The following is a 24,639-nucleotide window of genomic DNA, read 5'->3' as shown; positions in this document are numbered from 1 at the left end:
GGCCGGCCGGCGACAGCGCCGATTGCGGCCCCTCGCAGCCGAGCAGCGAAGGAACTGCCAGCGCCAGCGTGGTCCATTTGAAAGGGTTGCCGCCTCGTCTCGCTGAGCGGGCGGCCTGTTTCAGTTTGGAGCCTGGGAGGGCCGGATGGCCACAGAACGCGAGTCCATCAACAGTAACGCCGCCATTGCGGGCCATCCGCTGCACCCGATGATGATCCATTTCCCGGTCGCTGCTCTGATCGGTCTGGTGCCGGCGGACCTGGCCTACCTCTGGACTCTCGACGAGTTCTGGTGGCGTGCTGCGCTCTGGCTGTCCGGCGTCGGCGCGATCGGCGGCTGGATCGCCAGCATCGCGGGTGTCATCGACCTGGTATCGGTTCAGCAGATCCGCCGCAAGGTCACCGCCTGGTGCCATGCGATCCTGGCGGTGATGATGCTGTCGTTGGCCTCGCTGAACTGGCTGCTGCGCTACCAGGGCATGGACCGCGGCGACGGCGACGCGATGTGGGGGCTGTATCTCTCGCTGCTCACGGCCGTGCTGATCTCCCTGGCCGCTTTCCTTGGCGGGCGGCTGGTCTACGAGCACGCGGTCGGTGTGGATCTGGATGGCGAGCAGGCGCCCTGAGCCGTCGCAACGACGTGCCGGAGACGGCCAGCTCGGGCAGGCGGGATGGGAATGGTCGAGGCGGGCCGGGCGATCGGTCATGCGGGGCGGTCATTCCTTGAGTCAGAAGGGTTTGGCCAGTACCAGCCACAGGGTCAGGGCAATCAGAACCGGCACCAGTACACCCAGTGCCATGCACTGGTATGTGACGCCGCGCTCCGGCTCACGTTCGATACGCAGGACCAGAACGCCACACAGCGCATGACAGAGCGCCATGGCGGTGACCACCGTGAGTTTCATGATCAGCCAGCCGGCGAGGGTGCCGTCACGCAGGAACAATGCCGTGCCGGACCCAATGGCCAGTAGCGCGGCCGGTGTGCTGATGAGGGTGAAGACCATGCGGGTGAGGTGGGCATGGTCGCGGTAGAACAGCTGCTCGCTGCGCTTGGTGCCAGCGGCGATCATCGCCGGAAGATAGAGCAGCGAGCCGCACCAGCAGAGCAGGGCGGCGAAATGCAGCAGTTTGAGCAAGGGCATGCCGGTCTCCATCCTGCCTGACGCGAATCTGAGGATGTGACAGTGGCGCTTCAGGGCAGTTCGTCGCTTTTGCCGGCGAACTGCCTTCCCGGTCGTTCGCGGGCGTCAGCTTTGTGTCTGCTGCTCTCGCGGCTCGAACAGCTGGCTGCCGCAGCGGCTGCAGAATGCTGCGTTGGGTTCGTGGGTGAGCTTGTCGCAGGTGGGGCAGTTGTGGCGCAGGCTGTCCTGGCGCATCGCATTGGCCAGCTCGGCGGTGAAGATGCCGGTCGGCACGGCGATGATCGAGTAACCAGTGATCATCACCACGGTGGCCAGCGCCTTGCCCAGCGGTGTCAGCGGGACGATGTCGCCGAATCCGACGGTGGTCAGGGTGACTACCGCCCAGTAGATGCTCATCGGAATGCTGGTGAAGCCGTTGCTCGGGCCCTCGATGACGTACATCAACGTGCCGTAGACGATGATCAGGGTGGTCACGCTGAGCAGGAAGACAATAATCTTCTGCCGACTGCCCTGCAGCGCCACCAGCAGGAAGTTGGCCTGGCTGAGATAGGGCGCGAGCTTGAGGACGCGGAATATCCGCAGCATCCGGATGACGCGCACCACCAGCAGGTACTGCGCATCCGGGAACAGCAGGGCGATGAAGGCCGGCAGCACCGAGAACAGGTCCACCATGCCGTAGAAGCTGAGGATGTACTTGCGGGGTTCGGGGTGAGTGTAGATGCGCAGCACGTACTCGACGGCGAAGATCGCCGTGAAGCCCCATTCCAGATTGGTCAGCAGCTGGCCGTGCCGCTCGTTGAACGAGGCGATGCTGTCGAGCATCACCACCACCAGGCTGGCGAAGATGATCACCAGCAGCCAGGTGTCGAAGCGCTTGCCGGCCGGGGTGTTGGTGAAAAAGATGATGGTGTAAAGGCGCTCACGCCAGCTCATCGCTTTCAGGGAGTCGTTGTCCATTGGCCGTGGTCTCTCGCATGGGTGGCAGATTTCGCGGTCGCCTGCCAAAGCGGCCCATTAAAGCATTGCCCCGGGCCGGCTGCATGCCACTCGGTGGCGTTGGCGGTACGCCATTGGTAACGTCGCTTTGCCTGAATCGTACTTAGCGCATAGTCTGAACACAGGCGCATCCCGCAGTTGGAGAGTTCCATGCCCGATTCCCAGTTGGTCGACCCATTCGGCCGGCGCATCACCTACCTGAGGTTGTCGGTAACCGACCGCTGCGATTTTCGCTGCACCTATTGCATGAGCGAGGACATGGTCTTCGCGCCCCGTGCGCAGATCCTCACGCTCGAAGAGCTCTATGCGGTGGCCGATGCCTTCATCAGCCTGGGCGTCAAACGCATCCGCGTGACGGGTGGCGAACCGCTGGTGCGCAAGGGGCTGACCGGCTTGTTGGCGCGGCTCGGTGCGCGCAACGAACTGGAAGATCTGGCCATCACCACCAACGGCTCGCAGTTGCCGAGCCTGGCTGCATCGCTGCGTGAAGCCGGCGTGAGACGGCTTAATATCAGCCTCGACTCGCTCAAACGCGAGCGTTTCGCCGAGCTGACCCGCCGTGATCGGCTCGACCAGGTGCTCGAAGGCATCGAGGCTGCGCGTAGCGCCGGCTTCAAACGCATCAAGCTCAACAGCGTAGTGCAGAAGGGTCGCAACGACGACGAGATTCTCGACCTGGTGGAGTTCGCCATCGAGCGTGGGCTGGATATCAGTTTCATCGAAGAGATGCCGCTGGGCAGCGTGTCCAGCCATCAGCGCCAGATAACCTTCTGCTCCAGCGACGAGGTACGTGAGCGCATCGAGGCACGCCATACGCTGGTGCGCAGCAGCCATGCCACAGGTGGTCCTTCGCGCTACTGGCAGGTGGCCGGCAGCGAGACGCAGGTCGGCTTCATCTCGCCGCACAGCAACAACTTCTGCGGCAGCTGCAACCGCGTGCGCGTGACAGCCGAGGGCAAGCTCGTGCTGTGCCTTGGCCATGAGGGCGCGCTGGATCTGAAAAGCCTGATGCGGCGCTATCCGGGCGACAGCGAGCGCCTGCGCAACGCCCTGGTGGATGCGTTGCAGCTCAAGCCGGAAAAGCATCACTTCCGCACCGACCAGCAGGTTCAGGTGGTGCGTTTCATGAGCATGACCGGCGGCTGAGACTGTTTCGTCTTCCATTCTCTGAATGGCGCTTCATTTCCGTGATCATCCTGTCGCCTTAGAGCATGGCGTGGCCCGCAGCTGCGTTTCTGTGCACCGACGCGCTGCGAGTCAACCGGGGTGCCGTGATAAACTTCGCGGCTTCTTGCCAGCAGCCCAATCGATGCCAGGAATCCCGATGCTCATGGCGACTCCGCTTGTTCGTTCCCCCGTCGACCGCCACGGATAGGCCGCATGCGACTGAAAAGCATCAAACTCGCCGGTTTCAAATCCTTCGTCGATCCCACTACGGTCAGCTTCCCCAGCAACATGGCGGCGGTGGTCGGCCCGAACGGTTGCGGAAAATCCAACATCATCGACGCCGTGCGCTGGGTCATGGGCGAAAGCTCGGCGAAGAACCTGCGCGGCGAGTCGATGACCGATGTCATTTTCAATGGCTCCAATACCCGCAAGCCGGTAACCCAGGCGAGCATCGAGCTGATCTTCGACAACTCCGACGGTACGCTTACCGGCGAGTACGCCGCCTTCGCCGAAATCTCCATCCGCCGTCGCGTCACCCGTGACTCGCAGAACACCTACTTTCTCAACGGGGTGAAATGTCGGCGCCGCGACATCACCGATATCTTCCTCGGCACCGGCCTCGGACCACGCAGCTATTCGATCATCGAGCAGGGCATGATCTCCAAGCTGATCGAGGCCAAGCCCGAGGATCTGCGCAACTTCATCGAGGAGGCGGCCGGCATCTCCAAGTACAAGGAGCGCCGGCGCGAAACCGAGAATCGTATCCGTCGCACCCACGAGAACCTGGCGCGCCTGACCGACTTGCGCGAAGAGCTGGAGCGTCAGCTCGAACGCCTGCATCGTCAGGCGCAGTCGGCGGAGAAGTATCAGGAGTACAAGGCCGAGGAGCGGCAGCTCAAGGCGCAGCTGTCGGCACTTCGTTGGCAGGCCTTGAACGAGCAGGTGGGCCAGCGCGAGCAGGTCATCGGTGATCAGGAGGTCGCCTTCGAAGCGCTGGTGGCCGAACAGCGCAGCGCCGATGCGAGCATCGAGCGCCTGCGGGACGGACACCATGAGCTGTCCGAACGGTTCAATCAGGTGCAGGGTCGCTTCTATTCGGTCGGCGGCGACATCGCGCGCGTCGAGCAGAGCATCCAGCATGGGCAGCAGCGCCTGCGACAGTTGCAGGACGATCTGCGTGAGGCAGAACAGGCGCGCCTTGAGACCGAGTCGCACCTGGGCCACGACCGCACGCTGCTGGCCACGCTCGGCGAGGAGCTGGCGATGCTCGAGCCGGAACAGGAGCTGTCCGGCGCCGCTGCCGAAGAGTCCGCCGCCCAGCTGGAAGAAGCCGAAGCCGCCATGCAGGGCTGGCAGGAACAATGGGAGCGCTTCAACCAGCACAGCGCCGAGCCGCGTCGCGCCGCGGAAGTGCAGCAATCGCGCATCCAGCAGCTGGAGCAGAGCCTGGAACGCCTGGCCGAGCGTCAACGCCGGCTGGATGACGAGCGCGCGCTGCTGGCGGCCGACCCCGAGGACAGGGCGATGCTCGAGCTCGACGAGCAACTGGCGGCCAGCGAGCTGGATCTCGAGGCGCTCGCCGCGGTGGCCGAGGAGCTCAACGAGCGCCTGGAGCAGCTGCGCGATGAGCTGCAGCAGGCGACTCGGGCTCAGCAGCAGGCGCAAGGCGAGCTGCAGCGACTCAATGGTCGGATCGCGTCCCTCGAAGCCTTGCAGCAGGCGGCGATGGAGCCGGGCAAGGGGGTCGCCGAGTGGTTGCGCGAAGAGGGGTTGGAACAGCGCCCACGCCTGGCAGATGGGCTACGGGTCGAGCCGGGCTGGGAGCTGGCGGTGGAAACCGTGCTGGGCGCAGATCTACAAGCGGTGCTGCTGGACGATTTCGCCGAGGTCGAGCTTGCAGGCTTCCAACAGGGCGCATTGAATCTGGTCAGCGCGCCGCGCGGCGGTGACCGCCGCCCGGGCAGCCTGCTGGAGCGGGTCGAGTCGGCGCTTGATCTTTCGCCATGGCTGGGCCACGTGCGACCGGTCGAGTCGCTGGAACGCGCATTGGCCGAGCGCCCGTCGCTGGCGGAGGGCGAGAGTCTGGTCAGCCGGGATGGCTATTGGGTCGGCCGGCATTTTCTGCGGGTGCGTCGCGCCAGCGAGGCGGAATCCGGCGTGTTGGCGCGTGGGCAGGAACTGCAGCGTCTGCTGGCCGAGCGTGATGAACGCGAAGCGAGCCTGGCGGCGATGGAGGATCGCATCGCCGCGTTGAGCGGCGAACAGTCCCGACTCGAAGGTGAGCGCGAGCTGCAACGTCGTCAGCAACAGGAAGAAGCACGCAAGCACAGTGACCTCAAGGCCAGGCTGTCGGCCGGTCAGGCGCGGCTGGAACAGCTAGCACTGCGTCGTCGTCGGCTGGACGAGGAGCTTGCCGAGCAGCAGGAACAGCGCGAGATCGAGACCGAACAGCTGGGTGAAGCGCGCCTGCAGTTGCAGGAAGCGCTGGAGACAATGGCGCAAGACACCGAGCAGCGCGAAACCCTGCTGGCCAGCCGCGATGGCATCCGCGAGCGCCTCGATCGTATCCGCCAGGACGCCCGGCAGCACAAGGATCATGCCCATCAGCTGGCACTGCGGGTCGGGTCGCTCAGGGCGCAGCACGAGTCGACGCGTCAAGCCCTGGAGCGGCTGGAGCAGCAGTTCGAGCGCGCCGTCGAGCGCCGCGAGCAGCTGACGCTGAACCTGGAGGAGGGCGAGGCGCCGCTGGAAGAACTGCGGATGAAGCTCGAAGAGCTGCTGGAGCGCCGCATGGGCGTCGAGGACGAGCTCAAGCACGCGCGACTGGCCCTGGAAGACGCCGACCGCGAGTTGCGTGATGCCGAGAAACGGCGCACGCAGGCCGAGCAGCAGGCACAGCTCCTGCGTGGGCAGCTGGAGCAGCAACGGCTGGATTGGCAAGGGCTGAGCGTCCGGCGCAAGGCGTTGCAGGACCAGCTGCAGGAGGACGGCTACGACCTGCACGGCGTGCTCGGCACACTCCCTGCCGATGCGAGCGAGCCGAGCTGGGAAGCGGAGCTGGAGCGGCTGAGCCAGCGCATTCAGCGTCTGGGGCCGATCAACCTGGCGGCGATCGACGAGTATCAGCAGCAGTCGGAACGCAAGCGCTATCTCGACGCACAGAACGATGATCTGGTCGAGGCGCTGGACACACTGGAAAACGTCATCCGCAAGATCGACCGGGAAACGCGCAACCGCTTCAAGGAAACCTTCGACCAGATCAACAGCGGTTTGCAGGCGCTCTTTCCGAAAGTCTTCGGCGGCGGTAACGCTTATCTGGAACTTACCGGGGAAGATTTACTCGATACCGGGGTGGCCATCATGGCGCGCCCGCCCGGAAAGAAGAACAGCACCATCCATCTACTGTCCGGCGGCGAGAAAGCACTGACTGCGCTGGCGCTGGTATTTGCGATCTTCCAGCTCAATCCGGCGCCGTTCTGCATGCTCGACGAAGTTGATGCGCCATTGGATGACGCCAACGTCGGTCGCTATGCGCGGTTGGTTAAGGAGATGTCGGAGAAAGTTCAGTTCATCTATATCACCCATAACAAGATCGCCATGGAAATGGCTGATCAACTGATGGGTGTGACCATGCATGAGCCAGGCTGCTCGCGGCTGGTGGCGGTGGACGTCGAGCAGGCCGTTGCGCTTGCCGAAACCTAGGATTAAGCCGCTTGTTTGAGCGTTTTTGATACAAGGAAGGGCACAAAAAGAGAACTACCGCACGGTGCAAATCTACCGTTCGTCGTGCTAGCTTAGAGCACAATTTTTACGATGCGCTAAAAGCAGTTCCGGCTTGTTGCGTCTTTATCATCGAATTCAGAGGTTAAAGCATTAATGGATATCGGTCTGCGCGAGTGGCTGATCGTCATCGGCATCATTGTCATTGCCGGCATTCTGTTCGACGGCTGGCGTCGCATGCGTGGTGGCAAGGGCAAGCTCAAGTTCAAGCTGGACCGCAGTCTTTCCAACCTGCCCGACGTCGACGACTCCCCCGAGCTGCTCGGGCCGGCGCGTGTCGTGAATCGTGAGCATGAGCCCTCGCTGTCCGAGAATGATCTCCCACCGGTAACTGCGCGCGAATCCAGCAAAAAGCGCCGCCAGGACGAGCCCTACCAGGGCGATCTGCAGCTCAGCACCGAAGAGCCGGTCCCGACGTTGCTCGACCCCGTGGTCGGAGACGATGACGATGTGCAGGAGCGGCCGCAGAAGGAGCAGGCGCCGGTGGAAGAGGTGCTGGTCATCAACGTCATTTCCCGCGACCCGCACGGCTTCCGCGGCCCGGCTCTGCTGCAGAACATTCTGGAAAGCGGTTTGCGATTCGGCGAGATGGATATCTTCCACCGCCATGAAAGCATGGCCGGCAACGGCGAGGTGCTGTTCTCCATGGCCAATGCGGTCAAGCCCGGCACCTTCGACCTGGACGACATCGATCACTTCACCACCCCGGCCGTGAGCTTCTTCCTCGGTCTGCCCGGCCCGCGCCATCCGAAGCAGGCCTTTGATGTCATGGTCGCTGCCGCGCGCAAGCTCTCCCAGGAGCTTAATGGCGAACTGAAGGACGACCAGCGCAGCGTGCTGACCGCCCAGACCATCGAGCATTACCGTCAGCGCATCGTAGAATTCGAACGCCGACAGATGACCATCAAGCAGCGCTGATACTCTACCGAACCGGGCCTTGTGCCCGGTTTTGCGTTTTGTGGCTCCCTTTTTCCGCGCTCTGCAGAGCGCTGTAGGCTGGAGTTCAGCGATTGGTAGGCGTCCAGAACTCCGATCATTCAGGTCAAAGACCGCCTTCCCGCAGCGCTGCTCTGATGCAGCCGATACCCGCCGACCTGCCGTCGCCTTCGCGTTCGGCTAGAATCCGACGCCTTTCCTATCAACCAAGGCGTGCTGATGCGGTCTGAATCAGCACAGCCCCAGTCACGGCTTCGTCCTATGCCTTCTGCCCAAACCGCCGCCGAGCGTATTGCCGAACTACGCAGCGAAATCGACGCCCACAACTACCGCTACTACGTGCTCGACGAACCCAGCGTTCCCGATGCGGAGTACGACCGCCTGTTCAATGAACTCAAGGCGCTCGAGGCGGAGCACCCGGAGCTGGTGACACCCGAGTCACCAACTCAGCGGGTCGGCGGTGCGGCGCTGGCGGCGTTCGGTCAGGTACGCCATGAAGTGCCTATGCTGAGCCTGGGTAATGCCTTCGAGGAGCAGGACCTGCTCGATTTCGACCGCCGCGTGCGCGAAGGCCTGGATCTGCCAGCAGGCGACCTGTTCGGAGATGGCGCTGCTGTCGAATACAGCTGCGAACCCAAGCTCGACGGTCTGGCGGTCAGTCTGCTCTACGAGAACGGCCATCTGGTGCGCGGTGCTACCCGCGGCGATGGCAGCACTGGCGAGGATATCAGCGCCAATGTGCGCACCGTTCGCAACATCCCACTCAAGCTGCATGGCAGCGGCTGGCCGGCGGTGCTCGAGGTGCGCGGCGAAATCTACATGCCCAAGGCCGGCTTCGAAGCGCTCAATGCGCGACAGCTGGAAAGCGGCGGTAAACCCTTCGCCAATCCCCGTAATGCCGCAGCCGGCAGCCTGCGCCAGCTGGATTCGAAGATCACGGCCAGCCGGCCGCTGGAACTGTGCGCTTACGGTGTTGGACGCAGTGATGGTGAGCTGCCGAATACGCACATCGGAATTCTCGAAGCGCTGAAAGGCTGGGGTCTGCCCATCAGTCGCGAACTGAAGCTGGCCAAGGGCGTTGCCGAATGCCGCGCCTATTACGACGCCATCGGTGCAAAGCGCGACGCGCTGCCTTACGAAATCGACGGCGTGGTGTTCAAGGTCAATGCCGTCGAGCAGCAGCGCGAACTGGGCTTCCGTGCACGCGAACCGCGCTGGGCCATCGCCCACAAGTTTCCCGCGCGGGAAGAGATCACCGAGCTGCTCGACGTGGAGTTCCAGGTTGGCCGTACTGGCGCCATCACCCCGGTCGCCCGGCTCAAGCCCGTGCAGGTTGCAGGCGTCACGGTGTCCAACGCAACCCTGCACAACATGGACGAAGTTGCACGTCTGGGCGTGATGATCGGCGATACGGTAATCGTGCGCCGCGCCGGTGACGTCATTCCGCAAATCCTCGGCGTGATCGCCGAGCGTCGCCCCACCGATGCCCGCGCTGTGCATGTGCCAGAGCAATGCCCGGTGTGCGGTTCTGCCGTGGAGCGCACCCAACTGATCAAGCGCAGCAAGGGGCGTGAATCGGTCAGCGAGGGCTCGATCTACCGCTGTGTGGGGCGCCTGGCCTGTCAGGCGCAGCTGAAGCAGGCGATCATTCATTTCGTTTCGCGCCGCGCCATGGATATCGATGGGCTGGGCGACAAGATCGTCGAGCAGTTGGTCGACAAGGGGCTGGTCCGTTCTCCGGCGGATCTCTACTGCCTTACCCACGAGCAGATCATTGAGCTTGAGGGTTTCGCCGAGGTATCCACGCGTAACCTGCTCCACGCCATCGATGCCAGTCGCAAGCCGAGTCTCGCGCGGTTCGTTTATGCGCTTGGCATCCCAGACGTCGGTGAGGAAACCGCCAAATTGCTGGCACGTGCACTGGGTTCCCTGGACCGAATCGGCCGGGCACTGCCGGACGTGCTCGTCTACCTGCCCGACGTGGGGCTGGAAGTTGCCCACGAAATCCACAGCTTCTTCGAGGACGAACACAATCGCACGGTTATCGCGCTGCTGCGTGAGCGTGGCGTCGAGCCGCAGGAGGAGGGCGACGTGCATCCGGAATTCGCAGCCTGCGCGACACTGCCCGATCTGCTCGACCGGCTCAACATTCCTCATATCGCCCGCACCGGTGCCCAGCGCCTGGCAGAGCGTTTCGGCTCGCTCGGGGCAATCATCGCCGCCGACTGGCTCGACCTACGTCAGGTAGAGCGCCTCACCGAAAAGGCCGCACGTTCCCTGCGCGACTACTTCGACAAACCCGAGAACGCCGAGCGCGCCCGTTTGATCGAAGCCCAGCTGCGGGAGTTCGGCATGCACTGGGAAAGCGAGCGGAAAGCCGCCGAAGGCCTGCCGCTGGCCGGCCAGACGTGGGTGCTGACCGGCACGCTGGAAACCATGAGCCGTGATGAGGGCAAGACGCGGCTGGAGGCGCTGGGGGCAAAGGTCGCAGGGTCGGTGTCCGCCAAAACCAACTGCGTAGTAGCGGGCCCAGGCGCGGGCTCGAAGCTCACCAAAGCCAACGAACTCGGCGTGGCGGTGCTCGATGAAGCGCAATTCCTCAAGCGCCTCGCTCAGCTTGGTTCGGTAAACACATAGCGCATCAGCAACGGTTCACCCCTGCGAGCCTCTCCGTCAATCCCGCTCCCGATTCTTTCACCAAACCCCGTGGGAGCGGCCCTGGCCGCAGAAGCGCTTTTCCAAAGTCCAACAGCACACAGCGATCTTCCTTCGTCACCACCTTGGGAACCAGCTTCAGCCATCCCCCCTAAAGTTTTCCCCCCTGCGCCCGAAAAGCTGGTCAAGCAAGTCCGCAGTATGGATGCGCTGGCGTAGCGTTGGAGCGGTACCGGGCTCATGAAAAAGTTCGAATCTGCCCTAAAGCCAACCCAAACGGCGCCGATAAGCTAATCGAATGCGAACTCAATGGGTGCCTGGGCACAAGCCGGCCCGGAGTCGCAAGCTCAGGCAACCAAAGTAACTAGCGCCCTTGGAGGCAAACACCATGGCTCTTACCGTCAATACCAACATTCCGTCGCTGAACACCCAGCGCAACATCAACAATACGTCCAACGCGCTGAATACCTCCATGCAGCGCCTGTCTACTGGTAGCCGCATCAACAGCGCGAAGGATGATGCTGCCGGTCTGCAGATCTCCAACCGCCTGAGCAACCAGATCAGCGGCCTGAACGTTGCTGTGCGTAACGCTAACGACGGTATCTCCCTCGCCCAGACCGCCGAAGGCGCACTTCAGCAGTCCACCAACATCCTGCAGCGTATGCGTGACCTGTCCATCCAGTCCGCCAACGGCTCGAACAGCGACGCTGACCGTTCGGCGCTGCAAAAGGAAGTGTCTGCACTGCAGAACGAACTGACCCGCATCGCCGAAACCACCACTTTCGGTGGCCGCAAGTTGATGGACGGCTCTTTCGGTACCTCAAGCTTCCAAGTGGGCTCGAACGCCTACGAAACCATCGACGTTACCGTCAAGAGCGCCTCGGCCAGTGACATCGGCTCCTACCAGGTTGGCAGTGATAGTGCAGCAGGCACCCCGACTGTTAGCGGTAGTGTTGTTGCGGATCCAGCTGCTGCGTTCACTGCTGGCGATTTGACCGTTGTGGGTAATGGCCAAACCAAAACCATCGCCGTCGCGGCTGGCGACAGTGCTAAAAGCTTGGCAGCCAAATTTGATGGTGCTATCTCGGGTCTGACTGCTACTGCGCGAACTGTGTTCAAAGTGGAGGTCACTCAGCCGGCAGCAGGTGATACCGCCAACTTCACTATGACTGTCGGTAGCGGTGCTGACGCCAAGACCGTCGATTTTGTCGGCGTGACATCAAATACCGATCTCGCTGAGCAGATTAACTCCAACTCCGCCAAGCTAGGCCTGAAGGCAAATCTGGATAAAGATGGAGTTCTAACAGTCGAATCCAGCACTGGTGAGAACGTCTCGTTTGGCACGATCACGGGCGACGTGACCATGACCGCATCGGTACAGGACGCCAAAGGCGAGTACGCAACTGCTGCAGCTGTTGGCACAGCCAACGAGACCATTGTTGGGTACATCCAGCTAAACTCACCCACATCGTTCTCCGTGGCAACGCCAGCAGCCTCCACGGCCGTTGCCGCCGAGTTGTTCGGTGCTGCTAACGCTGAAAAAAGCTCGGTTGCGAAGGTTGACATCTCCACGGCAGATGGTGCGCAGCGTGCACTGGCGGTGATTGACAACGCTCTGGCGGGTATCGACTCCCAGCGAGCTGACCTCGGTGCGGTGCAGAACCGTTTCGATAACACCATCAACAACCTGCAGAACATCTCGGAAAATGCCGCGGCAGCACGCAGCCGTATCATGGACACCGATTACGCTGCAGAAACAGCCAACCTGTCCAAGAACCAAGTGCTGCAACAGGCTGGCACTGCGATCTTGGCTCAGGCAAAGCAGTTGCCGCAATCGGTCCTCTCGCTGCTCCAGTAAGTTAGAGCATCGGTTGATGTATGGAGGAAGGGGAAAGCCCCTTCCTCCTTTTTGCGTTGCGAGGTAACGAGCAATGGAAACTATTAATTCAGCTGCTCCCGCTACGCCTATCAATATGGCGAAGCGTGATACTCAAATCGGCACTGGTCTGCAAAGCCTGTCCGGCCCGACGGCTATCGGTACAGCATCAGCCGAACTGGCGCCTACCTCTATTGTAGAGGCGCGCTCCGCTGCGGAAGCTTTCAAGTCATTTGTACAAGACATTCAGCGTAACCTCGACTTCAGCGTGGACGACTCCACCGGTCAGGTCGTCGTCAAAGTCATCGATGGCGACTCCGGAAAGCTGGTTCGCCAGATTCCATCTGAAGAGTTGTTGCGTTTGTCCGAGCGACTCGATGACATGCGCAGCTTGCTGTTCAAAGCTGAAGCTTGAAACGGCACGCTTATTGATTGTGCATAGGCAAAGAGTTGAAACACGCTGCATTTGCCATTTAGTTGACGGGGTGAGGTATGGCTGGAATCACCGGTATCGGTTCCGGGATGGACATCAAGGGCATGGTCGAGGCAATAGTTTCTGCTGAGCAGGCACCCAAGGCCGGCCAGCTTAAGAAGCTCGAATCCAAGACCACTACGCAGTTGACGTCGCTGGGGCAGCTGAAAAGCGCTATCAGTAAATTCCAAACGGCGTTAAGTGCGCTGAACAGCCCTTCATCCTTCCTCGCGCGAGCCGCCAATTCCTCCGATACCAAGGTGTTGACTGTTAGCGCCAGCCAGAGTGCTCAGGCAGGTAGCTACAAAGTCAATGTCCAGCAGCTGGCCAGCGGCAGCAAGGTTGCATTGTCCGCCATGGCTAGTGACGCCAAACTTAATACAGGCTCCGTAACCATCAAAGTTGGTGATGGAGCGCCATTGAATATTGCTGTGAATGCGTCGAATAACTCCCTGGCGGGCATTCGCGACGCGGTCAATGAGGCAGGTAAGAACCAGGGACTAAGTGCAACCATCGTTACTGACGATAAGGGCGCGCGCTTGGTACTCAGCAGCAGCAAGGCTGGTGACGGTAACGATATCACTGTGACCGTGGACGAAACTGGCGTTGAAGCGGGCCGCGTTTCGTTGAATGAACTGGCTTACAACGGTCCAGCGACCCAGCCTACCTTGGGAGACTTTGCCAGCGCCGAAGATCCCGAAACTGCCTTCTCTGACGCAATGGCTGCGTACGCGAAGGGCGCTCAGACACTGGCCATCGCGCAAAGTGCGAAGCTGACTATCGATGGGTTGGCAGTTACCCGTGACAGCAATAGCATCAGCGATGTGGTTGGGGGGCTCAGCTTCGAACTCAAGGGCACGGGCTCCAGCGATCTGCTGGTCACCAAAGATGAGGCTGGAGTAGAGACTAACGTCAAGAACTTCGTTGACGCCTATAACGCCCTGATGGGCTTCATCAATACCGAAACCAAAGTTACCACTGTCAACGATAGCTCTGCCCCGGTTACGGGCGCTCTGGTTGGCGATGCCTCAGTTCGTGCTCTGGTCAATTCCATCCGCTCCGAACTGGTTTCCCCTCAGGGGCTGGGCACTGTTCGCGCGCTTGCGGATATGGGCATCACGACCAAGAAAGACGGCACGTTGGAGATGAATAGCGACAAGGTCAAAAAAGCGATCAGTGAGGATTTCGAAGGAGTTGCTGCCTATTTTACGGGCGACACCGGCTTGGCAGGTCGGCTCGGGGATCGCTTGAAACCTTATACCGACGGTGGTGGCATTCTCGCTTCTCGAACCGATGCGTTGCAAAAAACCATCGAGAAGGTTGATAAGCAGAAAGTCGATCTCACCACTCGGATGAAGGCACTGGAGGACCGGCTATACAAGCAGTACAACGCGATGGATAGCTTGGTTTCACAGCTGATGAAAACCAGTGACAGCCTGACGCAGCTGTTCGACAGCATGCCGGGCTTCGTTACTCAGAAGAAGTGAATCGTTCGCTACCAGCAGGGCTAGTTGTCCGGAAACCCAACCTTCTGCTCGTTTTGGCTAAAGGTGCGAAGCGCTTTGCCGATATCTGTTTCAGTATCGTTGAACACGCTTTGGAGTTCCCAATGAACGCTATGTTGGCCATGAAACAGTATCAGCGGGTTGGAGTGCAGGCTCAGGTCACCGAGGCGAGCCCGCATCGCTTGATCCAAATGCTGATGCAGGGCGGCTTGGACCGCATCTATCAGGCCAAGGGTGCGATTGAGTTCGGTCGGATTGCCGAGAAGGGTGAGCTGATCGGTAAAAGCATTGCGATCATCGGTGGTCTGCGCGAAGCCCTTGATCATGAGGTTGGTGGCGAGCTTTCAGCTAACCTGGATCGGCTCTATGAGTACATGATCAGGCGCCTCACCGACGCTAATCGCAACAACGACGCCGATGCGCTTGCAGAGGTGGCGGGCTTGCTGCAAGAGGTCAAAATTGGCTGGGATGGAATCGCCCAGTACGGCTAAGACCCGGCCTGAGGTTCAGCTACTGGGTTAAATGTCGGAACCATTATGAAATTGCTTATCGAATCACTTGAGTCGCTTCAGGCCAGCTTGCGTGATGCGCTTTCTCGTCAGGATTGGCCGGCCGTAAGCGCCCTCGATCCTCAGTGCCGTGCGCTGGTTGCAGAGATCGTGGCCCTTGAGCGTTGGGATGATTCAAGCCTGCGTGAGCATGTGGGTGTCCTGTCCACTTTGTATGCCGAGTTGCAGCAGGCTGCACGCGCGGAGCGTGAGCGTGTCGCCAGTGAGCTGGTCCGCCTCAATCAGTCAAAACAGGTTGATAGGGCTTACAAAACGTTCGGTTGATCTGCCTTCTCGGTATAGGATGTGGTGGAGAGCGGTGATGCTTTCCACCTGCGTCCGCGATCTTTGCTCAGCGATACTCGCAAAGATAAGCCGTATCCACCTTGACCCTTAGCTGAAACTTGCTGTTCGCCGGCACGGTGAACTGGCTGCCGCTTGCGAAGGTTTCCCAGGCACCGGCACCCGGCAGTTTCACGTCCAGGCTGCCTGCTACTACGTGCATAACTTCCAGTTGCGCAGTGCCGAACTCATATTCGCCCGGGGCCATCACACCGATGGTGGCCGGGCCTTCCGTCATTTCGAACGCGATGGATTTGACGGTGCCGTCGAAGTATTCGTTGACCTTGAACATTTGGTTTCCTTTGCGGGTTGGAAAGAGGGGCGCCAGTATGCCCAAGCGTCAGGGTTGGCGTCACCTGGCAGTGCTAGCTACGAAAGATGAAGTAGACGGCGCCGACCAGGCACAATCCTGCCCATAGATAATCGAGCTTCAAGGGCTGCTGCATGTACAGCACGCTGAAGGGAACGAACACCATGAGGGTGATCACTTCCTGCATGATCTTCAGCTGTCCAACTGAGAGTTCCGTATAGCCGATGCGGTTTGCCGGCACCATCAGCATGTACTCGAAGAAGGCGATGCCCCAGCTGATCAGGGCGGCAACGAGCCAGGGCTTGCCGTTCAGGCTCTTCAGGTGGCCATACCAGGCGAAGGTCATGAACAGATTGGAGCAGCAGAGCAGGGCGGCGGTTTGCAACCAAATAGGCATGATGGGGTGGGGCTCGAAATATTGACGCGCTAGCGTATTTCCAGGCGGTGCCGCGTGCAATGGCCATCTGGTGCGCACGCTTCTGTCGGATTATCATCGCGCGCGTTTTTTTCACTGAGTGGCGGTTTTATGGATTGTCGCCCCGGTTGTGGTGCCTGCTGCATAGCACCTTCCATCAGTTCTCCTATACCCGGCATGCCGTACGGTAAGCGTGCGGGGGAGCGGTGCGTGCAGTTGACCGCTGATTTTCTTTGTTCGCTGTTTGGAGACCCGCGGCGGCCAGTTGTCTGTTCTGCCTTCGCGGCCGATCCTGTCTGCTGCGGCAATGACAGGGAGGAGGCGGTTCGTCTGTTGGGCTGGCTTGAGCAGGCAACAGCGTAGCGGTATGGCAGTTACGGCTCTCGTTGCTTGTAACGGCTCTCGCTCGCGCCTACACGTCTGGTGGGGGTGATAAACAAAAAAGGCTGCCCAAGGGCAGCCTTTTTTGCGCGAGCTTGTCGCTTAACGCGGCAGATCGCGCTTGGCGTGGCCGGTGTACAGCTGACGCGGACGACCAATCTTCTGGCCGGATGCGATCATTTCTTTCCAGTGAGAGATCCAGCCGACAGTACGCGCCAGGGCGAAGATGACGGTGAACATGCTGGTCGGAATGCCGATGGCCTTGAGGATGATGCCCGAGTAGAAGTCCACGTTCGGGTACAGGTTGCGCTCAGCGAAGTAAGGATCGTTGAGGGCAATCTCTTCCAGCTTCATGGCCAGATCCAATTGCGGGTCATTGATGCCCAGCTCGCCCAGAACCTCGTCGCAGGTCTGCTTCATGACCTTGGCGCGCGGGTCGAAGTTCTTGTAGACGCGATGTCCGAAGCCCATCAGCTTGAACGGATCGTTCTTGTCCTTGGCCTTGGCCAGGAACTTCTCGACGTTCGATACGTCACCAATCTCGTCCAGCATGGTCAGTACGGCTTCGTTCGCACCGCCGTGAGCCGGTCCCCACAGGGCGGCGATACCGGCCGCGATGCAGGCAAACGGGTTGGCGCCGGTGGAGCCTGCCAGACGCACGGTGGAGGTGGAGGCGTTCTGCTCATGGTCGGCGTGCAGGATGAAGATGCGATCCATTGCCTTGGCCAACACCGGGCTGATCGGTTTGATCTCGCACGGGGTGTTGAACATCATGTGCAGGAAGTTTTCCGAGTAGCTCAGGTCGTTGCGCGGGTACATCAGCGGCTGACCGATCGAGTACTTGTAAACCATTGCGGCGATGGTTGGCATCTTGGCGACCAGGCGCACCGCGGAAATCTCGCGGTGGTGCGGGTCGTTGATGTCCAGCGAATCGTGGTAGAAGGCCGAAAGCGCGCCGACAACGCCACACATGATAGCCATGGGGTGGGCGTCACGACGGAAACCATTGAGGAAGGACTTCAGCTGCTCGTGAACCATGGTGTGGTTCTTCACGGTGCTGACGAACTGTGCCTTCTGTTCGGCGGTCGGCAGTTCCCCGTTCAGCAGGAGATAGCAGGTTTCCAGATAGTCGGATTTCTCTGCCAGCTGCTCGATCGGATAGCCGCGATGCAGCAGGATGCCCTTGTCGCCATCTATGTAGGTGATCTTGGACTCGCAAGAGGCGGTCGACATGAAGCCGGGATCGAAGGTGAAGTGACCCGTGGAGGTCAGGCTTCGTACGTCAATTACATCAGGCCCTACGGTACCGGTTAAAACGGGCAGTTCGACGGGGGCAGCGCCCTCGATGATCAACTGCGCTTTCTTGTCAGCCATGTATGGCCTCCTGTTTTGTGCTTGGAATCATCATGGCCCCCCACGCAGGGCCCGCATCACTATAGTGTGATAAACCGCAAAGTCAATTTGCGCGAACCCATGCCGTAGAGGGCTCTGCAGGGGGATGCGTACAGCTTGGGTGCACTGTTTACGGCATTTATATAGAGGTCGCTATCAGCCTTTAGTGGCACTTCACCACATTGTCATTAGTGACCTAACTGTTTATACTCGGAAACCGACCGGCAGGGGCCTTACAGGCAGTATTCTGTAGGTTGTCACTCGTGGGTAGCGGGTACTGCTGCGTACTCTTCCCAACAACTTTGCCCTGCGCTCTGGGGCTCTCAAGTGTGAAAAAAAGCCGTGAAAAGCCAACGACCTGTAAACCTAGATCTTAGGACAATAAAACTCCCCATCACTGCTTACACGTCGATTCTCCACCGTGTATCCGGTGTCATCCTGTTCGTCGGTATCGCCTTGCTGCTGCTCGCGCTCGATACCTCGCTGTCTTCTCCGGAAGGCTTCGAGGAGGTCCGTGCGTACCTGGGTAGCCCTCTGGCAAAGCTGGTGAGCTGGGCGTTGCTGTCCGCACTGCTGTACCACCTTGTGGCGGGTGTTCGTCACCTGATCATGGATTCTGGCCATGGTGAGACGCTGGAAGGCGGCAAGCTGGGCTCGAAAATCGTAATCGCCGTATCGGCGGTGCTGATCGTTCTGGCGGGAGTGTGGATATGGTAACCAATGTCACCAACTTTTCGCGCTCGGGTCTGTACGACTGGATGGCGCAGCGCGTTTCTGCAGTGGTTCTTGCGGCTTATTTTCTGTTCCTGCTTGGGTACCTGATTGTGAACCCAGGACTGGAGTACACCCAGTGGCACGCGCTGTTCTCGGCCAACTGGATGCGCATCTTCAGTCTGCTGGCTCTGGTCGCCCTGAGTGTGCACGCGTGGGTAGGCATGTGGACGATCTCCACCGACTACCTGACCAATATGGCGATCGGTAAGTGGGCTACCGGCGTTCGTTTCCTGTTCCAGGCGGTGTGTGGCATTGCCATGTTCACCTTCTTCGTCTGGGGCGTGCAGATTCTTTGGGGTATCTGATTCATGGCTAACATTCGTACGCTTTCTTTTGACGCCATCATCGTCGGTGGCGGTGGCGCCGGTATGCGCGCGGCGCTGCAGCTGTCCCAGTCCGGTCACAAGACCGCTGTGGTCACCAAGGTTTTCCCGACTCGTTCGCACACCGTTTCCGCTCAGGGCGGCATCACCTGCGCCATTGCTTCGGCCGACCCGAACGATGACTGGCGCTGGCACATGTACGATACCGTTAAGGGCTCCGACTACATCGGTGACCAGGATGCGATCGAGTACATGTGTTCCGTCGGTCCTGAGGCTGTGTTCGAGCTCGAGCACATGGGCCTGCCGTTCTCCCGTACCGAGCAGGGCCGCATCTATCAGCGTCCGTTCGGCGGTCAGTCGAAGGACTTCGGTAAGGGCGGTCAGGCCGCTCGTACCTGTGCCGCTGCCGACCGTACCGGTCATGCGCTGCTGCACACGCTTTATCAGGGCAACCTGAAGAACGACACCGTTTTCCTCAACGAGTGGTACGCGGTCGATCTGGTGAAGAACCAGGACGGCGCAGTCGTGGGTGTCATCGCCATCTGCATCGAAACCGGCGAAACCGTCTACATCCGTTCCAAGGCTACCGTGCTTGCCACTGGTGGCGCTGGTCGCATCTACGCATCGACCACCAACGCCCTGATCAATACCGGTGACGGTGTAGGTATGGCTCTGCGTGCCGGTGTCCCGGTTCAGGATATCGAGATGTGGCAGTTCCACCCGACCGGTATCGCCGGTGCCGGCGTGCTGGTGACCGAGGGTTGCCGCGGTGAAGGTGGCTACCTGATCAACAAGCATGGCGAGCGCTTCATGGAGCGTTATGCGCCGAACGCGAAGGACCTGGCCGGTCGCGACGTCGTTGCACGTTCGATGGTCAAGGAAATCCTGGCGGGCAATGGCTGCGGTCCGGATGGCGACCACGTGATGCTGAAGCTGGATCACCTGGGTGAAGAAGTGCTGCACAGCCGCCTGCCTGGCATCTGTGAGCTGTCGAAGACCTTCGCTCACGTCGATCCGGTCGTCGCGCCGGTGCCGGTTGTACCGACCTGCCATTACATGATGGGTGGTATCGCCACCAATATTCATGGTCAGGCCATCACTCAGGATGCCAACGGCAACGACAAGATCATCGACGGTCTGTTCGCTGTGGGCGAAGTGGCCTGCGTATCCGTACATGGCGCCAACCGTCTGGGCGGTAACTCGCTGCTGGACCTGGTGGTGTTCGGCCGCGCTGCCGGCCTGCACCTGGAAAAGGCGTTGAAGGAAGGTATCGAGCACCGCGGTGCCAGCGAAACCGACCTGGACGTTGCTCTGGCTCGCCTTGCCGGTCTCAACGAACGTACGACCGGCGAAGACGTCGCTCCGCTGCGCAAGGAACTGCAGAACTGCATGCAGAACTACTTCGGCGTGTTCCGCACCGGCGAATACATGCAGAAGGGCATCGCTCAGCTGGTGGATCTGCGTCAGCGTATCGCCAACGTCAAGATCTCGGACAAGAGCCAGGCGTTCAACACCGCGCGCATCGAAGCGCTCGAGCTGCAGAACCTGCTGGAGGTCGCCGAGGCCACTGCAATCGCCGCCGAGACCCGCAAGGAGTCCCGCGGTGCTCACGCTCGCGAAGATTTCGAAGAGCGTGATGACGAGAACTGGCTGTGCCACACCCTTTACTTCCCGGGTGACAAGCGCGTTGCCAAGCGTGCCGTGAACTTCGCTCCGAAGACCGTTCCGGCATTCGAGCCCAAGGTTCGGACTTATTGAGGTCGCCGATATGTTGCAAGTGAGTGTTTATCGCTACAACCCCGATCAGGACGAAAAGCCGTTCATGCAGGATTTCCAGGTCAATACCGATGGTAAAGACCTGATGGTTCTGGACGTCTTGGCTCTGATCAAGGAACAGGACCAGGGTTTCTCCTATCGTCGCTCCTGCCGTGAAGGCGTGTGCGGTTCCGACGGGATGAATATCAATGGCAAGAACGGCCTGGCTTGCATCACCCCGCTGTCCTCCGTGGTCAAGGGCAACAAGCTGGTCATTCGTCCGCTGCCTGGTCTGCCGGTCATTCGTGACTTGGTCGTCGATATGAGCATCTTCTACAAGCAGTACGAGAAAGTGCGTCCGTATCTGATGAACGAAACGCCGCCGCCGGCTATCGAACGGCTGCAAAGTCCGGAGGATCGCGAGAAGCTGGACGGTCTGTACGAGTGCATCCTGTGCGCTTGCTGCTCGACCAGCTGCCCGTCGTTCTGGTGGAACCCTGACAAGTTCCTCGGTCCCGCTGCGTCGCTGCAGGCCTATCGTTTCCTGGCCGACAGTCGCGACACCGAAACCGAGAACCGTCTGGCCGGTCTGGACGATCCGTTCAGCGTGTTCCGCTGCCGCGGTATCATGAACTGCGTCGACGTTTGTCCGAAGGGATTGAACCCTACCAAGGCAATCGGTCACATACGCAACATGCTGCTGCAGAGCGGTACCTGATGACACCCCGGTCGCGAAAGGTTATGCGCTAGCCTGGAATGGCCGGATTGCTTTACCCGTAACACCTGCGGCGCCGAAGTCGAAGCTCGGCGCCGTAGTTTTAGTAGGAATCCCAGCTCACAAAGCCGGGATTTCACTCTGAAAATTTGATGACCAGCAGGAGCATCCGGGTTGTGCCCGGGAACTATCTGCGCGGTCCGTAGTGGCTTTACCTGAGTCGCTGCTTCAGAACTTGGGAAGTCATGCTGCGGTTTCCACGCTGGTGGTGTCTCCTTATCGAAGGTGACCAGACATGCAAGAAAGCGTAATGCAGCGCATGTGGGACAGTGCCCACCTATCCGGTGGTAACGCTGCCTATGTGGAAGAGCTTTATGAGCTCTACCTGCACGATCCCAACGCTGTGCCCGAAGAGTGGCGCACTTACTTCCAGAAGTTGCCCTCCGGTGGCAGCGCTTCAGCCGATGTATCGCATTCGACGATCCGCGACCACTTCGTCCTGCTGGCCAAGAACCAGCGCCGTGCTCAGCCTGTATCCGCAGGCGCTGTCAGCAGCGAGCATGAGAAGAAGCAGATTGAAGTCCTGCGCCTGATCCAGGCCTACCGAGTGCGCGGCCATCAGGCAGCACAGCTCGATCCGCTTGGCCTGCAGCAGCGCACCGCACCCGCCGATCTGGCGATCAACAATTACGGTCTGACCGACGCTGATCTTGACACCGTGTTCCGCACCGGTGACCTGGCCATGGTCAACGGCCAGGCCACTCTGCGCGAAATCGTCAACGCTCTGCAAGAAACCTATTGCCGCACCATCGGCGCGGAATACATGCACATCGTTGATTCCGAGCAGCGCAGCTGGTTCGTCCAGCGCTTGGAAAGCGTGCGTGGCCGTCCGGAGTTCTCGCCGGAGATCAAGAGCCATCTGCTCGAGCGTCTTACCGCTGCCGAAGGTCTGGAGAAGTACCTGGGTACCAAGTATCCGGGTACCAAGCGTTTCGGCCTGGAAGGTGGCGAGAGCCTGATTCCGCTGCTCGACGAGATCATCCAGCGCTCCGGCTCCTACGGCACCAAGGAAATCGTCATCGGCATGGCCCACCGCGGCCGTCTGAACGTGCTGGTCAACACCTTCGGCAAGAACCCGCGCGACCTGTTCGACGAGTTCGAAGGCAAGAAGGTCGAAGGCCTGAGCTCCGGTGACGTCAAGTATCACCAGGGTTTCTCTTCCAACGTGATGACCCCGGGCGGCGAGATCCACTTGGCCATGGCGTTCAACCCGTCGCACCTGGAGATCGTTTCTCCGGTGGTCGAGGGTTCCGTACGCGCCCGCCAGGATCGTCGCAACGACCCGGTTGGCGACAAGGTCCTGCCGGTCACCATCCACGGTGACGCAGCCGTCGCCGGTCAGGGTGTCGTGATGGAAACCTTCCAGATGTCGCAGACCCGTGCCTACCGCACTGGCGGCACCATCCGCATCGTGGTCAACAACCAGGTCGGCTTCACCACCAACAAGCAGGAAGATGCTCGCTCCACCGAGTATGCGACCGACGTGGCGAAGATGATCCAGGCGCCGATCTTCCATGTGAACGCTGACGATCCCGAGGCGGTGCTGTTCGTCACCCAGCTTGCCGTCGACTATCGGATGCAGTTCAAGCGCGACATCGTCATCGACCTGATCTGCTACCGCCGTCGCGGCCACAACGAAGCCGACGAGCCAAGCGGTACCCAACCGCTGATGTATCAGAAGATCGCCAAGCAGCGCACCACTCGTGAGCTGTACGCCGACTCGCTGATTCAGTCCAAGGTACTGGACGACGAGCGTGTTCAGGCGAAGATCGACGAGTATCGGACTGCGCTGGACAACGGTCTGCACGTGGTCAAGAGCCTGGTCAAGGAGCCGAACAAGGAATTGTTCGTCGACTGGCGCCCCTATCTGGGTCATGCCTGGACCGCGCGTCACGACACCAGCTTCGATCTGAAGACTCTGCAGGACCTGTCCAATAAGCTGCTGCAGACGCCGGAAGGCTTCGTGGTGCAGCGCCAGGTTTCGAAGATCCTCGAGGACCGCCAGAAGATGGGCGCAGGTGCGCTTGCCATCAACTGGGGCTATGCCGAGACCATGGCCTACGCAACGCTGCTGTTCGAAGGCCACCCGGTGCGTATTTCGGGCCAGGACGTGGGTCGCGGTACCTTCTCGCATCGCCACGCAGCGCTGCACAACCAGAAGGATGGCAGCACCTACATCCCGCTGCAGCACCTGTACGAAGGCCAGCCGCGTTTCGATCTGTACGACTCCTTCCTCTCCGAGGAAGCGGTTCTTGCGTTCGAATACGGTTACGCCACTACCACGCCGAACGCGCTGGTGGTGTGGGAAGCGCAGTTCGGCGACTTCGCCAACGGCGCCCAGGTGGTCATCGACCAGTTCATCACCAGCGGTGAGCACAAGTGGGGCCGTCTGTGCGGTCTGACCATGCTGCTGCCGCATGGCTATGAAGGGCAGGGGCCTGAGCACTCGTCCGCGCGTCTGGAGCGTTACCTGCAGCTGTGCGCCGAGCACAACATCCAGGTCTGCGTACCGACCACGCCGGCGCAGGTCTACCACATGCTGCGTCGTCAGGCGATTCGCCCGCTGCGCAAGCCGCTGGTAGCACTGACGCCCAAGTCGCTGTTGCGCCACAAGCTGGCCACCTCGACCCTGGAAGAGCTGACTCAGGGCTCCTTCCAGACGGTGATTCCGGAGATCGATCCGATCGATCCGGCCAAGGTCGAGCGCGTCATCATGTGCAGCGGCAAGGTCTACTATGACCTGCTGGACAAGCGTCGTGCCGAAGGCCGTGACGATATCGCCATCGTCCGTATCGAGCAGCTTTATCCGTTCCCTGAGGAAGACCTCGCCGAGGCGCTCGCGCCGTATCAGAACGTCAAGCACATCATCTGGTGTCAGGAAGAGCCGATGAACCAGGGCGCCTGGTACTGCAGCCAGCACCACATGCGCCGTGTTGCGACCGCACACAAGAAGGAACTGTTCCTTCAGTATGCGGGTCGTGATGCATCGGCGGCACCGGCGGTCGGTTACGCCTCGATGCATGCCGAGCAGCAGGAAAAACTGCTGCAGGACGCGTTCACCGTTTAATCCATTCGTGCGAGAGGCCGCGAACGTTC

The 24,639-nt window shown here is 60.4% G+C and carries 21 protein-coding genes; 16 read left to right on the top strand and 5 right to left on the bottom strand.

What is annotated here, in order from left to right; genetic code table 11:
- The first annotated feature begins 145 nt into the window (after positions 1-145).
- A complete protein-coding gene (locus tag ACVRRC_RS16950; RefSeq protein WP_013982584.1) occupies positions 146-625 on the top strand; it encodes a DUF2231 domain-containing protein in 480 nt (159 codons plus the stop codon).
- Between the two features lie 102 nt (positions 626-727).
- On the opposite strand, the gene ACVRRC_RS16945 is transcribed toward ACVRRC_RS16950, so the two are convergent.
- Positions 728-1,141, bottom strand: coding sequence for a CopD family protein (locus ACVRRC_RS16945; protein ID WP_011913003.1), 414 nt, complete (start codon positions 1,139-1,141; stop codon positions 728-730).
- 105 nt (positions 1,142-1,246) lie between these two features.
- The gene (locus ACVRRC_RS16940) at positions 1,247-2,098 is read right to left on the bottom strand and encodes an ion transporter (RefSeq protein ID WP_011913004.1); all 852 of its coding nucleotides are present in this window, start codon (positions 2,096-2,098) and stop codon (positions 1,247-1,249) included.
- 189 nt (positions 2,099-2,287) lie between these two features.
- Here ACVRRC_RS16940 and moaA point away from each other — a divergent pair, with 189 nt between their 5' ends.
- The 9 genes from moaA to fliT all read left to right on the top strand — a co-directional run bounded on the left by moaA (position 2,288) and on the right by fliT (position 15,361).
- Positions 2,288-3,283, top strand: a complete 996-nt coding sequence (gene moaA, locus ACVRRC_RS16935; protein WP_045158182.1) for a GTP 3',8-cyclase MoaA — start codon at positions 2,288-2,290, stop codon at positions 3,281-3,283.
- Positions 3,284-3,517: 234 nt separating this feature from the next.
- A complete protein-coding gene (smc, locus tag ACVRRC_RS16930; RefSeq protein WP_045158183.1) occupies positions 3,518-7,006 on the top strand; it encodes a chromosome segregation protein SMC in 3,489 nt (1,162 codons plus the stop codon).
- A 174-nt stretch (positions 7,007-7,180) separates the two neighbouring features.
- Entirely contained in the window at positions 7,181-8,002 is an 822-nt protein-coding gene (gene zipA, locus ACVRRC_RS16925) for a cell division protein ZipA (protein ID WP_014596513.1), read from the top strand.
- A gap of 279 nt (positions 8,003-8,281) precedes the next feature.
- Entirely contained in the window at positions 8,282-10,657 is a 2,376-nt protein-coding gene (ligA, locus tag ACVRRC_RS16920; protein WP_472997271.1) for an NAD-dependent DNA ligase LigA, read from the top strand.
- A 406-nt stretch (positions 10,658-11,063) separates the two neighbouring features.
- Positions 11,064-12,533: a flagellin gene (locus ACVRRC_RS16915; protein WP_045158186.1), complete on the top strand. Its 1,470-nt coding sequence runs from the start codon at positions 11,064-11,066 to the stop codon at positions 12,531-12,533.
- Between the two features lie 73 nt (positions 12,534-12,606).
- On the top strand, positions 12,607-12,966 hold the full coding sequence (locus tag ACVRRC_RS16910) for a flagellar protein FlaG (protein ID WP_230624767.1): 360 nt from the start codon (positions 12,607-12,609) through the stop codon (positions 12,964-12,966).
- 77 nt (positions 12,967-13,043) lie between these two features.
- Positions 13,044-14,510 (top strand): flagellar filament capping protein FliD, encoded by a 1,467-nt coding sequence (fliD, locus tag ACVRRC_RS16905; RefSeq protein WP_472997270.1) that lies wholly within the window; start codon positions 13,044-13,046, stop codon positions 14,508-14,510.
- Between the two features lie 122 nt (positions 14,511-14,632).
- Entirely contained in the window at positions 14,633-15,019 is a 387-nt protein-coding gene (fliS, locus tag ACVRRC_RS16900; protein ID WP_045158188.1) for a flagellar export chaperone FliS, read from the top strand.
- Positions 15,020-15,064: 45 nt separating this feature from the next.
- On the top strand, positions 15,065-15,361 hold the full coding sequence (gene fliT, locus ACVRRC_RS16895) for a flagellar protein FliT (protein WP_045158189.1): 297 nt from the start codon (positions 15,065-15,067) through the stop codon (positions 15,359-15,361).
- 67 nt (positions 15,362-15,428) lie between these two features.
- Here the strand turns inward: fliT and ppnP are convergent, their stop codons facing one another.
- Positions 15,429-15,710, bottom strand: a complete 282-nt coding sequence (gene ppnP, locus ACVRRC_RS16890; RefSeq protein ID WP_045158190.1) for a pyrimidine/purine nucleoside phosphorylase — start codon at positions 15,708-15,710, stop codon at positions 15,429-15,431.
- 73 nt (positions 15,711-15,783) lie between these two features.
- Positions 15,784-16,125, bottom strand: a complete 342-nt coding sequence (locus ACVRRC_RS16885; RefSeq protein WP_045158191.1) for a DMT family protein — start codon at positions 16,123-16,125, stop codon at positions 15,784-15,786.
- A gap of 129 nt (positions 16,126-16,254) precedes the next feature.
- On the opposite strand from ACVRRC_RS16885, the gene ACVRRC_RS16880 reads away from it, so the two are divergent.
- Positions 16,255-16,506 (top strand): YkgJ family cysteine cluster protein, encoded by a 252-nt coding sequence (locus ACVRRC_RS16880; protein WP_472997269.1) that lies wholly within the window; start codon positions 16,255-16,257, stop codon positions 16,504-16,506.
- Between the two features lie 120 nt (positions 16,507-16,626).
- On the opposite strand, the gene gltA is transcribed toward ACVRRC_RS16880, so the two are convergent.
- Complete coding sequence (gene gltA / locus ACVRRC_RS16875; protein WP_003302389.1) at positions 16,627-17,898, bottom strand: citrate synthase; 1,272 nt, start codon at positions 17,896-17,898, stop codon at positions 16,627-16,629.
- A 360-nt stretch (positions 17,899-18,258) separates the two neighbouring features.
- On the opposite strand from gltA, the gene sdhC reads away from it, so the two are divergent.
- The 5 genes from sdhC (at position 18,259) to ACVRRC_RS16850 (ending at position 24,610) form a co-directional block, all read left to right on the top strand.
- A complete protein-coding gene (gene sdhC / locus ACVRRC_RS16870; protein WP_003302391.1) occupies positions 18,259-18,633 on the top strand; it encodes a succinate dehydrogenase, cytochrome b556 subunit in 375 nt (124 codons plus the stop codon).
- Positions 18,627-18,995, top strand: coding sequence for a succinate dehydrogenase, hydrophobic membrane anchor protein (gene sdhD / locus ACVRRC_RS16865; RefSeq protein ID WP_472997267.1), 369 nt, complete (start codon positions 18,627-18,629; stop codon positions 18,993-18,995). The genes sdhC and sdhD overlap by 7 nt, the downstream gene beginning before the upstream one ends.
- 3 nt (positions 18,996-18,998) lie before the next feature.
- The gene (gene sdhA, locus ACVRRC_RS16860) at positions 18,999-20,771 is read left to right on the top strand and encodes a succinate dehydrogenase flavoprotein subunit (RefSeq protein ID WP_011913019.1); all 1,773 of its coding nucleotides are present in this window, start codon (positions 18,999-19,001) and stop codon (positions 20,769-20,771) included.
- Between the two features lie 10 nt (positions 20,772-20,781).
- The gene (locus ACVRRC_RS16855) at positions 20,782-21,486 is read left to right on the top strand and encodes a succinate dehydrogenase iron-sulfur subunit (protein ID WP_472997266.1); all 705 of its coding nucleotides are present in this window, start codon (positions 20,782-20,784) and stop codon (positions 21,484-21,486) included.
- A 292-nt stretch (positions 21,487-21,778) separates the two neighbouring features.
- Complete coding sequence (locus ACVRRC_RS16850; RefSeq protein ID WP_019407614.1) at positions 21,779-24,610, top strand: 2-oxoglutarate dehydrogenase E1 component; 2,832 nt, start codon at positions 21,779-21,781, stop codon at positions 24,608-24,610.
- Positions 24,611-24,639 lie beyond the last annotated feature (29 nt).

The sequence above is a fragment of the Stutzerimonas sp. LR2 genome, assembly GCF_055755175.1.
The sequence above is the reverse complement of the archived record's forward strand: the minus strand, read 5'-3'. Positions and strand labels throughout refer to the sequence as shown.